Raw genomic sequence first — 12860 nt, 5'->3', positions numbered from 1 at the left:
ACTCGGACGTGGAGACCCCGAGTACGACTGAAATAACCCCCAGTATCGTTGCTACCCGGGATGGAAGGCGTTTCGTCGATGTAACCGTGCTCATACTGTGGGCTCTATTCCCGTGTTCATGAATTTTGTGCGCGAGTTTTGTCGACGAAAAGCCACCCCTGAGTCACGGTACACTCACCGTTTATCGAATCAAAACGCTCACACGGTGGCTGTGAGAGCCGTTATACGACGCCCTCGTCTCAATCCGACACTTTCACGAGCTGCTTGCCGATGTTTTCGCCCTCGAACAGCCCGAGGAATGCGTCGGGCGCGTTTTCGAATCCCTCGACCACTTCTTCGCGATACTCGAGTTCACCCGAGTCGATGAACCCGGCGAGGCGCTCGAGCGCTTCGCCCCAGCGCCCCTCGTAATCGCCGACGAGCAGGCCCTCGACGCGGGCGCGCTTCTCGATGAGCGTCGCGAGCTTTCTGGGGCCGGTCGGAACCTCTGTCGCGTTGTACTGTGAGATCTGTCCACAGACGGCGACTCGAGCGCGGACGTTCAGCCGGGGCCAGACGGCGTCGGTGATCGGACCGCCGACGTTGTCGAAGTAGACGTCGATGCCATCCGGGCAGGTCTCCTCGAGTGCGGCACCGAGGTCGTCCGTCTCGCGGTAGTTGATCGCCGCGTCGAAACCGAGGTCGTCGGTGAGCCAGTCGACCTTTTCGTCGCTGCCGGCGGTCCCGACGACGCGTGCGCCCGCAATCCGTGCGAGTTGACCGACGACAGAGCCGACCGCGCCGGCCGCCGCGGAGACGACCACTGTATCGCCCGGCTTCGGTTCGCCAACGTCGAGCAGGCCGAAGTACGCCGTCACGCCGGGCATTCCGAGCATGCCGAGGGCGGTCGAGACGGGTGCCAGATCCGGGTTGACTTGCCGTAGTTCGTCCCCGTGGGCGACCGCGTGTTCGGCCCACAGCAAGTCGCCCGTGACGATATCGCCGGCCTCAAGCCCGTCGTAGTTCGACTCGAGGACCTCGCCGACGACGCCAGCTTTCATCGGTTCGCCGACGTCCCACGGCTCGGCGTAGGATTCGGCGTCGCGCATTCGACCCCGCATATAGGGGTCGACCGACTGGTAGCGCGTTTCGACGAGGACCTCTCCCTGATCGGGTTCCGGACGCTCGACGGTGACCAACTCGAAGGCGTCGCGGGTCGGTTCGCCGACTGGGCGGCTCGCGAGGTGCCACTGTCTAGTGGATGCCATATTTGAGCGTCTTCCCGACGAAAGGTCAACATTTGCCTCCCGGAAACGAGGTCCGTTACTTTCACGGTGTGGGCTGGGCGCTTCCAACCTGCGAACGCGGTGATGTCGGCTCGAGGGCTACGATTCGATTCCTGGGTCGTTTAATAACCGTATAATGGCTCCTCGAGGGTGATTCTGTGGTTTCTGGACCGATCCTCTGCCATCGATTCCGTTCGGTTTGACCGATCGAATCCGAGTTAATAGCTCCATTAGAAAGTACTTCAGATGCGGTCGGTTGGGTATGGATATCGACTCATCTCGACGGCGTCTGTTAGCTGCGGTCGGCGTCGGCTCGGCCTCCCTCGCGGGTTGTCTCGACTTCCTTTCGGACGGCGGCGACGGTGACGGGAACGGAAACGGTGATGGCAACGGTTCGGGCGGCGACAATGCGGCCTGGCCCGCGTCTAACTCGGGCGAACTCATCTCCGATTTCGGCGAAGACGACGATTGGGTTCCCCGACACGGCGAAATCGAACCCGCGCCCGACGAGGCGATCACGGGGGATCAGGCGCTGGTCATCGAAAGCGACAAGGCGACTGCCAGCACGGGGCTCGCGATTCCCGACGGAGTTGACCTCGAGAACTGGGACGCTTCGATGGCCGTCAAGGTGGATTCGGCTAATGACATCCGACTCGAGGTCCTCGCGAGCGGTCGTGAGAACCACCTCACGAGTATCAGACAGATCCCCGAGGCGTACGAAGGGTGGCTCCGCGTCGACTTCGGCTACATTATGAAACGTGGCGAACCCGACCTCTCGAACGTCACGCAGCTTAACATCGTCGTGAAGGGCCCCGAGAGCGGCCCGACCCGCGTCGTCGTCGACGACCTCCGACGAACGGAGGCCGCGGTCGACAGCGGCAAGGCGATTCTCGCCTTCTACGACGGGCTCCCTTCACACTTCGATATCGCCGCGGACATGCTCGAGGAGCGTGGCTGGGCGGGTGCGGTTCCGGTCGACCCCGATCGGATCGGCGGGTCGGGGCGGATGAATGTCAGCCAGCTCCAACAACTCAGCGAGCAGGGCTGGGACGTCTGTTCGTACCCCGAAAGCGGCGGTCCCCTTCCGGATCAGTCGGCCGAGAAACAGCGCGAGCGGATTCAACAGTCGATATCCGCGCTGGAATCCTACGAGTTCGCCGACGGAGCGCGTCACTTCTTCGCGCCGGGCGACAGCATGGACGAGACGACTCACGAAATCGTCCGCGAGCACCACGAGTCGGGTTTTCTGTTCGGTGCCAGCCCCAACTCCACGTCGCCGACCGGTCCGCACATGACATCGCTCATCTGGGGGCCCGACCTCCACGGCGGCGTGCGACGCGCGATCAACCTCTCGGACCAGTACAATCAGCTCACCGTCCTCAGAATTCCGGGAATTGTCGAGGACGAAGCCGACTCGAACGCGAACAACATGCTCCTCGAGAACTTCGAACATCTGCTCAACCACCTCGAACACCGCGGCGTGGATGTGGTTACACCCTCCGATATGGTCGATGGAACGATGGACTCCGAGTCGGAGTCCGATTCCGGGACCGACGACGGCGGACCGATTCTCGAGGCCGGAAACGAACACACCTTCGACGGGAGCGGCTCCGGCCAGACCGGCGAGTTCGAACTCGCAGGAAGCGGCGTGGAGTGTCGATTTTCTCACGAGGGAAGCGGTGATTTCACCGTCGAAGGGACGGCGATCGAGGGCGACCTCGCACACGAACTCGTCGTGGATACGACCGGCTCCGGCTCGGGCAAGTCGTTCACGTTCGCCGACGAGGGGACCTATCAACTCGATGTCCAGGCCGACGGCGAGTGGTCGATCGAACTCGACCAGCCCGAAGTCACGAGTTCGGACCTCACGTCGCTGCCGGTCGAGCAGTCCGGCACCGGATCGTCGTTCGTCGGACCGCTCGAGAGCGAAGACGACATCAGTCTCGTGGTGAGCCACGAGGGGGACGGGACCTTCCTCGTCGACGGCTTCGACTCGAGCGGGAGCAGAGAACAGGTCGTCAACAAGACCGGCCAGTTCGAGGGCTCGAGATCCTACGCCGTCGGGAACGCGACGTGGTTCAACGTCGAAGCGACCGGCGACTGGGAACTCCTGATCGAGTGAGGTTCCGGTGACCGGTCGCTCTCGGAAAGAAGAGATCGTTTTGTGGGTGGCCACGATACGTAGTACCATGAGCGATTCCACTGACAAACTTCTGGACGAACTCCTCGCCGGGAACCGCCGCCACGTCGAGTCCCTGCCCGACGGGTACTTCGCGGATGTCCAGACGGGTCAGCACCCGACCGTCGTCGCGGTCTGCTGTTCGGACTCGCGGGTCTCTCACGAGGGGATGTGGGGAATCGATCGGCCGGGCGCGGTCTTTACCCCCAGTAACATCGGCAATCAGGTCTGGGACGAGGACGACGGCGACCGGATCATCGACGGCGGCGTCCTCTATCCGATCCATCATACCGGCACCGACGCCGTGGCCGTCGTGGGCCATACCGGCTGTGGGGCCATCACCGCAGCCTACCACGTCGCGACCGGCGCGGAGCCACCCGGGCCACGCGGCGTCGACAAGTGGGTCGATATGCTCGTCCCCGTGGTCGAGGAGGCCCTCGAGAGCGATCGCATCGACCGCGATGCCGCCACCAACACCGTCATCAACCAGCTCGTCGAGTACAACGTCAGCTATCAGGCCCGCTCGCTGTGTGCCGCCGCCGACGTTCCGGACCGGGTCACTGTCTACGGCTTCGTCTACGACTTTCAGGGCGTCTACGGCGACCGCCCCGGCCGTACGTATCTCGTCACAGTCGACGGAGAGACCGAGCGCGAGGCACTCGTCGATCTGGTGCCGGACGGCTACGAAGCGACGATTCGGAGTCTGCTCGACTAGTGGTCCGTGCGGTGCTCTTGGATCCTGAACGAGCGCGGATCAAAATCCCGTTCCGCGACCGCTCCTGTGTACGTATCGACCGATGGCCGTCAGTTTTCGTCGGTAATCCACTTCTGGCCCCACTCGTAGATTTCATCGAACGCCGAACGGAGTTCTCGATCCTTCGGCGTCAGAGAATAGTAAACGGCGACCGGACTCCCCTCATCGACTCGGTGGTCGACGTATCAAACGCCGTTCACACCTATCTCGGAACGGGAAACTGACCGGGATCCGGTTTTACACTGATCCCCAGACGGGCTGAGGGATACGCGCGCTGTCTTTGCAGTGGTTCCCGTCCCGACCGCGTCGCGAATCTCTCGTGGATTCCTCGTCTGACGCGAGGAAGTTCGAGCGTGAGAGAGAAGCCACGCGACGCTGGCTGATCGAATCGTGAGACAAGAAGACCGATCGCTGCCCGAGAGCGGCGTCAGTCGTCGTCAACCGGCTGTGCGGGCGGCGTCGCGGGCTCGGACTCCGTCGTCGCCTCGATGTCGAGTTCGGTGTCGGCCACCCACTCGAGCTCGCCCGCGTAGTGGAACGCCTCGTTGTCCTGTTCGGGGTCGACGACGGTCAGATCTCCGATCCAGCCGTTCTCGAGCAGTTCGCGCACGTCCTCGTGCTCGCGGAGGATCTCGGTCACGCGCTCGAGGGGCGCGTGGATCACCGCGGTCAGGCGCAGCGGCTGGTGGAACGGGCGCTCGTCGTCGCGCTTGAGCGACTGCAGCGGGAGCCCGGTCAGCAGGTCGCCGCCATTGCCCTGGACGACGCCCACGTTGCCAACCGGGTTCTGGGTCACTTTCGAACCGCTCCCGTAGGCGGCGTTGTCGACCGTCGCGAAGTAATACTGGTTGTTGATCCACTGCGTGACGACGAGCGGACCCGTGACGATCGCCTCGAGGGCGTCGCCGTCCGGATCGACCGACCAGTCGTAAGAGTGGAGGAACGCGCGGCCGTCGAGGTCGCGGTCGGCGGTCAGTTCGCGCGGCCCGATGACGAACGAGGCGTTGCCGGCCAGCCCCCACTCGGGACGGGCCTCGGCCCAGTCGGCCGCCTTGCGCTCGACCTCGTCGACGGCCGCGTCTTCGTCTTCGCCGGTGCGCTCGGCTGCCGCACCGGCGCGGGCGCGGGCGAGGTCCTCGTGTAGGGAGGCGAGATCCTCGCGGTGGCTCTCCGGCACCCCGTCGTCGAACAGCGTGATCTCGTCGGTCGTCGTGTTGTGTTCGGCCGCGAGGAAGACGGTGTCCTCGGGGAGGTCGAACCCGCGCTCGCGGAGGGTCGCTCTGACATCGGGATCGTTACAGATCGCCGCGAGGACGCGGGCGTTCGGACCGCCGGGATTGCCGGCGCAGGCCCCGCAGTCGAGGCTCGAGTCGAAGGGGTTGTTCGTCGTCTCGCTGGCGTGGCCCGCGAAGACGACCAGTCGGGCGAACTCGGTCCAGCCCATGAGTTCGAAGGCGGTCCGCGCGTACTCGACTTTCTCCGCGTGGGTCATCCCCTGTGGGAGGTCGTGGTCGGCGTGGTCGTGATCGTCGTACGCGTCGGAGTCGATGGCGGATGCGGCGATCTCGTGGCGGCTCGGAACGCGCTCCGCGATAGCGGACTCGAGCGCGGCGATGGTCGACGGCGACAGCGTCCGCGCCGCCATCGCCGAGCCGTAGGCGCTGCCGGCGCCCTCGACGAAGGTAAAGGCCGCGACGAGGTTGGACTTGAGGGTCTTGAAGTGCTTGCGCGCGGCCGTGGCGAGTCCGGTCCAACGGTCGCGGGCGGCGGCCGACTCGGTGTCGGCGGGCCGGTCGACGATCCGGTGTTCGGGCTCGACGATCGGCGGGCAGGCGTCGGTGTCGGCCGCGGCCTCGTAGCCGCGGTGGCGCATGGGCACGCCGAAAAAGCCCGCGTAGCCGTGGGTCTCGTAGGGACCGTGCGCCTCGATGTGGCGGCGGATCACCTCTGAGCGGGTGTCGATACAGAACACGAACTGGGCGGACGGCCGGTCGCCGTTCCCGGTGTCGGCGGGATCGATCACGGAATCGTCGATCCCCGCGAGGAGCCGCTCGCGGTAGCTCTTCTCCCAGGCGGTTAACCAGATCTCGGGCAGCGGAACTTCGTCGGCGTCGTCGGCGTCGCCGTTAGTTCCGTCGTCGTTAGTTCCGTCGGCGTCGATGTCGATCGGCGCGTCCAGCAGGTCGGACAGGGTCAGTCGCACCGCGAGGTACTGCGCCAGCGTGATCGGGTACTGCTCCTGCCACGGGTCGGTGTCGTCGCCGGTCCGTTGCTTGATGAACCCACTCCAGCCCGGCAGCGCCGCGAGGTGGGCCTCGAGGATGTCGGCCCAGCGCTCTTGGGGGTACTCGCCGAGCGCCGACTCGAGCGCATCGATCGCCGTCTCGGGGAGGTCGTCGGTGTCGGCGGGCCCGGGCACGTCGCCGTCGTGGGGAGCCACCACGAGCCAGGCCCGGTAGAACCCGGCCTCGCGGTTGGGCATCTGCCACGTGGCCCGGCCCTCGTCGAGGAAGGCCGCGAGCCACTTCGAGAGGACCCGATCGACGGCTTCGGTCGCCTCGTCGGGATCGGTGGTGTCACGGTCCGCTTCGGCGTCGGCCAGCTCCTCGAGCAGCGTCTCGGGATCGCGGTCGATCCCGTGGGCCGCGAGTTCCGCTCGGAGCGTATCGGCGTCGATCCGCCCCGATTCCCAGGCGCGACGGAAGACTGACGGATGGGGGTAGCCCCGGCCGCCGAACAGGTCCTCGGCAGCCGCGACGGCCCGGTGGAACGGCTCGTCCTCGAACCCCGAGAGGGGGTTGGCCGTGACGAACGAGTGCAGCGGCCAGACAGAGCCGATGCGCTCGGCCGCGCGGTCGATGCTCTCCGCGATGCGACGGGTATGGTCGGATTCCTTACGCGTCATTGTATTCTTCCGTGTTGGTGAGGACGGTCGACGGATCGGGTTGGGAGACGTTCAGCAAGGCGACGTAGAGGCGTTCGCTCGAACGGTACCAGCCGAGTTCCGCAACGAGATACGCCCCGACGAACAGGGCCACGACGAGGTAGTGGACGGGAGTCATCTCGGTCGAGACGTGAGTCATCGGGACGCCGGACAGCATCGACGAGACGGCGTTGAACGCGACGGCGTAGCCGCCGATGGCGGTCAGGACGACCAGCGGGACGCTGACGAACCTGACCGCCGTCGGCAGGGTCGAGCGCCGGAGGATGTCTCGAGCCGCGGTCAGCGTCGTCAGGACCACGACCAGCGTCAGGATTGTCCCGCTGTTCAGCGTTAGGCTCGTCGCCTTCCCCGTGAGGGCGCCGAACAGGACCCCGCCGCCGACGGCCGTCACGAGGCTCACGGCAATCCCGGGGAAGCCCAGTTGGGTGTGGCCCGCGTCTTTGGGAGCCGCGCGCTCGACGCCCGCCCCCGAGGAGAGGAAGAGATACGCCTTGTAGAATCCGTGCAGGATGAGGTGGGCGATCGCGGCGGCGAAAAAGCCCAGTCCGCACTGCAGTAGCATAAAGCCCATCTGGGCGATCGTCGAGCTGCCGAGTTTGCGCTTGACATCCGTCTGGACGAGGATCATCGCCTGCCCGAGCAGGGCGCTGACCGCGCCGACGAGGACGATCGCCGACATGATCACGAGTCGATCACCGACCAGCGGCGCGAACCTGGTCAACAGGACCCCGCCCGCGTTGACGAACCCGGCGTGCATCAGGGCCGACGCCGGCGTCGGCGCGGTCATCGACGACAGCAGCCAGCCGTGGAACGGCACGAGCGCCGATTGGACCATCGCCGCGAGGACGACGCCCGCGGCCGCGACGAGCGCGACCGTCCGCGAGACGTCCTCGAGCCCCGCGAAGATGCCGGTAAGTGTCGTCGAGCCGGTCGCCCAGGCTAGCAACATCACGGCACCGGCCAACAGCGCGCTGCTGACGAGGAAGTATTGACGGGCGAGGCGACCGGCGTCCCGGGCCTGTCGCCAGCCGCGAACGTGACCGATGAGTCCGGCCAGTAGCAGCCCCATCGCCAGCCACGCGACCACGAACAGCACAACGTGGTTCGCCGCGGTCATCATCATGACGGCGAGGGTAAAGCCGAACACGCGGCCGAAGAACCGCTCGATGTCGCGGTCGCCGGCCATGTAGCGCCGCGAGTAGCTGTGGACGATCCCGCTGAAGAACGTGACCACGACCCACATGACCGCGGTCAGCCCGTCGATCCGCAGGAGCGTCGAGAGTTCCCAGCCGGACCCCCCTCGAATTGTCAGTGCGAGAACACCGAGACTGGCCAGAAAGAGCGTCCAGACCGCCCAGGTCGACGCTCGGGGTACGGCCGAACTCGGCGGCGTCGGTTCGGGGCGCTGTGCGACGTCGTCGATCGTTGCTGTGTCCTCGGTCATGTTCATAGCGGCGACCAGCCCGCGATCAGCTTTCACGTGACGTATCGTTCGCGACAATACTTGCTCAACTGGTCGTCTCTATTCCATATGTGAACAGAGCGGTTGTTATAGCCTTCGGTTCGAACAATCCGTTCGCAATTCGGCAGTCAGAGTAACATAGAAGATAATTACACACTCTCGAGAGTCTAGAGAACGCTATACCCGACGAACAGGAAAACGAACGGCGCCTCACGTCAGTGACGCGGTTTCGGGGGCTGTCGACCGCGATATCAGCGGGAGGAGAATTCGTCGAACGAGGTCGACTGGTGGCTGCGAACGAGTACTTCGTCGGTGATCGTGAGTCCCATGTCCGCGATCTGCTGTGCGATCGGCGTGACGTCCCTGTCGTTCTCGACGACCACGGTCACGAGGAGGTTCTGCTCGCCCGTGATCAGTTCCTGCACGGAGACGATGCCCGAAATCGCGAGCAGGTCGTCGATATATGCCCCCCGGTCGGGGATCGGTGCCGTACAGAACAGCAGCATCCGGATCGGATAGCCCGCCTTCGTGTAATCGATGTTGGCGCTATAGCCCTTGATAACGCCATCCGACTCCAGTCGCTGAATGCGCTTGCGGACCGTACTCGAGGAGGCGTCGGTCCGATCGGCAATCTCGCTCGAGGAGAGGTTCCGCGCCTCCTCCTGTAACGCGTAGAGGATCTCTCGGTCGACCGCGTCCAGCTCGTACTCCGCCATACGCGTTCGTTGCCACGGCGGCTATAAGGTACTTCGGCTCCCGAGGGCTCGAATACTTATATGGGGAGCCGGAAGGGACGGGTATGCGCGAATGTCTCGAGTCCGATACGCGGTTTTACTACGCGGTCGGCGCACTCGTCATCCTCTTTTTCGTGATCGCGGTCCTCGTCGTGACGACGGTCAATTCGATCGGGTTCGGCAGTCAGGGCTTTCTCGGCTTTCTCGTCGGGTTCGGGTTCTTCATGCTCGTCTTTTTCGTCTCGGCCGCGATCCACAAACTCGAGGATCTCGAGGACGTCTGAGTGCTACACGCACGAATTCCCCCTGGCTGGGCCCCGAACCGCCGTCTCTCGCTGCAGCGGGTGTTCCGGAAGGGTTATCAGTGTATGTCTCTTCTGTACGAAGGCAATGGCGAAAGGAACGGTTGATTTCTTCAACGACACAGGCGGTTACGGATTCATCGAAACTGAGGACGCGGACGACGACGTGTTCTTCCACATGGAAGACATCGGCGGCCCGGATCTCGAAGAAGGACAGGACCTCGAGTTCGACATCGAGCAGGCCCCCAAGGGCCCGCGCGCGACGAACGTCGAGCGCCTGTAAGGCGAATTCGCTGAGGTATCGGCATTTCAAAGTAGTATTTTACAGACTGCCCAGCGAAGCCGCTACGATGCGGTCGCTGGTGGTCCCGATCGACGCACCGATTCACGTCTAGTCCGTCGGGCAGGCTCTTCTCCGTCCTCTAGCCAGCGTTCAAACTCGGTACCGTAGCGTCGAACCGATACCTGTCGACCGCGGGTCCAAATCACGCAGGGACTCGAGTCCGAATCGCTCAAGTACGTCACCGTCATATCAGCGGTCGTGTCGAAGCAGGTCCAGGACGTCGAAACGATATTTTGCCACGAAGTGGGGTCGGACTACCTCGTCGTGGTCAGCCGGGACGACAAGCGACTGTTTCGCGCGAAGCTTGGTCTCTCGGAAACGTCCGCTGGACCGCGACCCGCCAAATTCAGGCTCAAGCGCGGCTCGAGCGAAGAGCCCCGCCAACCCGACGAGTTCGTCGAACTCGCTCGTCGAGCCGAGCGGATTCGAATCTCCGAGCAGACCTCCCCCTCGGGCCGACGAGAACTGCAGGAGATGCTCGACGGTTATCAACTCGAGGCGAAAGTCGTCCGGACCTGCCGGTACTGCGCGTCGGCCGGCCGGTACTCCCCGATCACGACGGAGACGGCGATCAAGGACGATCGCGACTGGATCTGTACGGATTGTGCCAGTCAGGAACTCGAACGCCAGCTCTCGCACGTCGGGGGTCTCACGGGCGCGGCCAAAGACCGTCTCGAGGAGCTCATGCACGAGGTCCAGGACCTAGAGCGCATCGTCAATCTGCTCAAAGGGCGCCTCGACCCCGATCTGACGAAGTTCGATACGATCTCCTCGACCACCGACGAGGTCGATCTCGCCCGCGTCGATTCGCTTTCCCTCCACCCGGATCTTCAGGGCCTTCTCGAGAGCCGATTTGAGACGCTGTTGCCGGTCCAGAGCCTGTCGGTCGACCACGGCCTCCTCTCTGGCGACGACCAGCTCGTCGTTTCGGCGACGGCGACCGGCAAGACGCTCGTCGGCGAGATGACGGGGATCGACCGCGTGCTCGAGGGGAAGGGCAAAATGCTGTTTCTGGTGCCGCTCGTCGCACTTGCAAACCAGAAGTACGAGGACTTCAAAGACGAGTACGGCGACCTCGTCGACGTGAGCATCCGCGTCGGCGCGAGTCGGGTGGCCGACTCGGGCAACCAGTTCGATCCGAACGCGGACGTCATCGTCGGCACCTACGAGGGGATCGACCACGCCTTGCGAACGGGCAAGGACATGGGCGACATCGGTACCGTCGTCATCGACGAGGTCCACACGCTCAAAGAGGAGGGACGCGGCCACCGACTCGACGGGCTCATTTCGCGATTGAAGCACACTTGTGAGCAGCGTGCGGCGGACCGCGAGTCCTACGGCGGTGCCCAGTGGGTGTACCTCTCCGCGACGGTTGGCAACCCCGAACAGCTCGCAGAGACGCTCGAGGCGAAGTGCATCGAGTTCGAAGAGCGGCCGATCCCCATCGAACGCCACGTCACTTTCGCCGACGGGCAGGAGAAAGTCGGCGTCGAGAACAAACTCGTCAGACGCGAGTTCGATACCGAGTCCTCGAAGGGCTATCGCGGCCAGACGATTATCTTCACAAACTCCCGACGGCGCTGTCACGAAATCTCGCGAAAGCTCGAGTACTCCTCGGCGCCCTACCACGCGGGGCTGGATTACGGCCGGCGAAAGCGCGTCGAACGCCAGTTCGCCGATCAGGACCTCGCCGCGGTCGTTACGACTGCGGCGCTCGCGGCCGGGGTCGACTTTCCCGCCTCGCAGGTCGTCTTCGACTCGCTGGCGATGGGAATCGAGTGGCTCTCGGTCCAGGAGTTCCACCAGATGCTCGGACGAGCGGGCCGACCGGACTACCACGATACGGGGACGGTCTACGTCCTCGTCGAACCGGACTGTGCGTACCACAACTCGATGGAGATGACCGAAGACGAAGTCGCGTTCAAACTTCTGAAAGGCGAGATGGAGTCCGTGATGACCCACTACGACGAGGCGGCGGCCATCGAGGAAACCCTGGCCAACGTCACCGTCGGCGGTCGGGCGGCAAAGCGGCTCAACGACCGAATGCTCGGCGAAGTGCCGACCAAACACGCCCTCGGGAAACTCCTCGAGTACGACTTCATCGACGGCTTCGAGCCGACGCCGCTCGGGCGCGTCATCACCGAGCACTTCCTCGATCCGAGCCAGGCGTTCTCGATCCTCGATGGAATCCGGAAAGACGCCCATCCCTACGATTTGATCGCGGAACTCGAACTCCGCGATACGGAGCTGTAAGGAGGGTTCCGTTCTCCCCTGCGGAGCCGATTGTCTCACTTTAGACGAATGCGATCTCGAGGACCGACAGGAGGATGACCAGTATCGAACCGGGAAGCCCGCCGAGGGCTACGATCAACAGCGCGACGGGCGTGATCGCCACCGAGATGTCGAACACGGCTTGGGCGAGAAAGAGGACGATTAGGCCGACGATCGCGTTGACGATAAACGGCCGCACGGCCTGAATGACACGCGACGCGCCGACGATGGCCGCGAGTACCAGCGCGAGAAGGAGAATCTCGAGTCCAGTTACCATGCGTGGTATTTCGCGACGAGGAGGGTAAATCGTTCGCTCGCGGAACGAAACCCTTTAACCCGTTTGCCCGAAACAGTGAGTACGGGATCGTGGGTTAGCTTGGTATACTTCGGGCCTTGGGTGCCCGTGACCCCGGTTCAAATCCGGGCGATCCCACTCACTTCTGTCGCGAGCAAATCCGCGAGCGACGAATGCGTACCGATCGGCCGGATTTGGAGTAGACCGAGGTTCTGCGCGAAGCGCAGGTTCTCGGGCGTGGTTCACAATCCGGCCGATCCCATACGATATACAACCGAAGCGGCTGGTTTTGCCGCTTTGCGCTCACCATT

10 protein-coding genes, 1 tRNA gene and 1 pseudogene are annotated in these 12860 nt (G+C 64.0%); 6 read left to right on the top strand and 6 right to left on the bottom strand.

Annotation, left to right across the window (positions count from 1 at the left end; all coding sequences use genetic code 11):
* Window positions 1-239: 239 nt before the first annotated feature.
* The gene (locus EL22_RS12230; RefSeq protein WP_050051760.1) at window positions 240-1247 is read right to left on the bottom strand and encodes an NADP-dependent oxidoreductase; all 1008 of its coding nucleotides are present in this window, start codon (window positions 1245-1247) and stop codon (window positions 240-242) included.
* A gap of 280 nt (window positions 1248-1527) precedes the next feature.
* On the opposite strand from EL22_RS12230, the gene EL22_RS12225 reads away from it, so the two are divergent.
* Entirely contained in the window at window positions 1528-3387 is a 1860-nt protein-coding gene (locus EL22_RS12225; RefSeq protein WP_050051759.1) for a polysaccharide deacetylase, read from the top strand.
* Between the two features lie 67 nt (window positions 3388-3454).
* Window positions 3455-4159, top strand: a complete 705-nt coding sequence (locus EL22_RS12220) for a carbonic anhydrase (protein WP_050051758.1) — start codon at window positions 3455-3457, stop codon at window positions 4157-4159.
* Between the two features lie 89 nt (window positions 4160-4248).
* On the opposite strand, the pseudogene EL22_RS18525 reads toward EL22_RS12220, so the two are convergent.
* The 4 genes and pseudogenes from EL22_RS18525 to EL22_RS12200 all read right to left on the bottom strand — a co-directional run.
* Window positions 4249-4383, bottom strand: a pseudogene (locus EL22_RS18525) (winged helix-turn-helix transcriptional regulator); the annotation flags it as partial.
* A gap of 242 nt (window positions 4384-4625) precedes the next feature.
* Window positions 4626-7103 (bottom strand): DUF2309 domain-containing protein, encoded by a 2478-nt coding sequence (locus EL22_RS12210; RefSeq protein WP_050051756.1) that lies wholly within the window; start codon window positions 7101-7103, stop codon window positions 4626-4628.
* Window positions 7093-8586, bottom strand: coding sequence for a proton-conducting transporter membrane subunit (locus EL22_RS12205; RefSeq protein ID WP_050051796.1), 1494 nt, complete (start codon window positions 8584-8586; stop codon window positions 7093-7095). Before EL22_RS12205 ends, EL22_RS12210 begins: the two co-directional genes overlap by 11 nt.
* Window positions 8587-8855: 269 nt before the next feature.
* A complete protein-coding gene (locus EL22_RS12200) occupies window positions 8856-9320 on the bottom strand; it encodes an Lrp/AsnC family transcriptional regulator (protein ID WP_050051755.1) in 465 nt (154 codons plus the stop codon).
* 83 nt (window positions 9321-9403) lie between these two features.
* Here EL22_RS12200 and EL22_RS12195 point away from each other — a divergent pair, with 83 nt between their 5' ends.
* The 3 genes from EL22_RS12195 (at window position 9404) to EL22_RS12185 (ending at window position 12236) form a co-directional block, all read left to right on the top strand.
* Window positions 9404-9622, top strand: a complete 219-nt coding sequence (locus tag EL22_RS12195) for a hypothetical protein (RefSeq protein WP_050051754.1) — start codon at window positions 9404-9406, stop codon at window positions 9620-9622.
* A 106-nt stretch (window positions 9623-9728) separates the two neighbouring features.
* On the top strand, window positions 9729-9923 hold the full coding sequence (locus EL22_RS12190; RefSeq protein ID WP_049951623.1) for a cold-shock protein: 195 nt from the start codon (window positions 9729-9731) through the stop codon (window positions 9921-9923).
* A 258-nt stretch (window positions 9924-10181) separates the two neighbouring features.
* Window positions 10182-12236 (top strand): DEAD/DEAH box helicase, encoded by a 2055-nt coding sequence (locus tag EL22_RS12185; RefSeq protein WP_050051753.1) that lies wholly within the window; start codon window positions 10182-10184, stop codon window positions 12234-12236.
* Between the two features lie 40 nt (window positions 12237-12276).
* Here EL22_RS12185 and EL22_RS12180 read toward each other — a convergent pair whose 3' ends face one another.
* Window positions 12277-12531: a pro-sigmaK processing inhibitor BofA family protein gene (locus tag EL22_RS12180; protein WP_050051752.1), complete on the bottom strand. Its 255-nt coding sequence runs from the start codon at window positions 12529-12531 to the stop codon at window positions 12277-12279.
* Between the two features lie 83 nt (window positions 12532-12614).
* On the opposite strand from EL22_RS12180, the gene EL22_RS12175 reads away from it, so the two are divergent.
* Window positions 12615-12687: transfer RNA gene (locus EL22_RS12175), tRNA-Pro, on the top strand.
* Window positions 12688-12860: the final 173 nt, after the last annotated feature.

The sequence above is a fragment of the Halostagnicola sp. A56 genome, from assembly GCF_000691505.1.
GTDB lineage: Archaea > Halobacteriota > Halobacteria > Halobacteriales > Natrialbaceae > Halostagnicola.
Note: the sequence above shows the minus strand (reverse complement) of the source record. Positions and strands in the feature narration are given on the sequence as shown.

Excerpts from the sequence above, each read along its gene's own strand:
- EL22_RS12190 (WP_049951623.1), top strand. The coding sequence starts at position 9,729 with ATGGCGAAAGGAACGGTTGATTTCTTCAACGACACAGGCGGTTACGGA.
- EL22_RS12220 (WP_050051758.1), top strand. The coding sequence starts at position 3,455 with ATGAGCGATTCCACTGACAAACTTCTGGACGAACTCCTCGCCGGGAAC.
- EL22_RS12225 (WP_050051759.1), top strand. The coding sequence starts at position 1,528 with ATGGATATCGACTCATCTCGACGGCGTCTGTTAGCTGCGGTCGGCGTC.
- EL22_RS12210 (WP_050051756.1), bottom strand. The coding sequence starts at position 7,103 with ATGACGCGTAAGGAATCCGACCATACCCGTCGCATCGCGGAGAGCATC.
- EL22_RS12195 (WP_050051754.1), top strand. The coding sequence starts at position 9,404 with ATGCGCGAATGTCTCGAGTCCGATACGCGGTTTTACTACGCGGTCGGC.
- EL22_RS12205 (WP_050051796.1), bottom strand. The coding sequence starts at position 8,586 with ATGACCGAGGACACAGCAACGATCGACGACGTCGCACAGCGCCCCGAA.
- EL22_RS12200 (WP_050051755.1), bottom strand. The coding sequence starts at position 9,320 with ATGGCGGAGTACGAGCTGGACGCGGTCGACCGAGAGATCCTCTACGCG.
- EL22_RS12230 (WP_050051760.1), bottom strand. The coding sequence starts at position 1,247 with ATGGCATCCACTAGACAGTGGCACCTCGCGAGCCGCCCAGTCGGCGAA.
- EL22_RS12180 (WP_050051752.1), bottom strand. The coding sequence starts at position 12,531 with ATGGTAACTGGACTCGAGATTCTCCTTCTCGCGCTGGTACTCGCGGCC.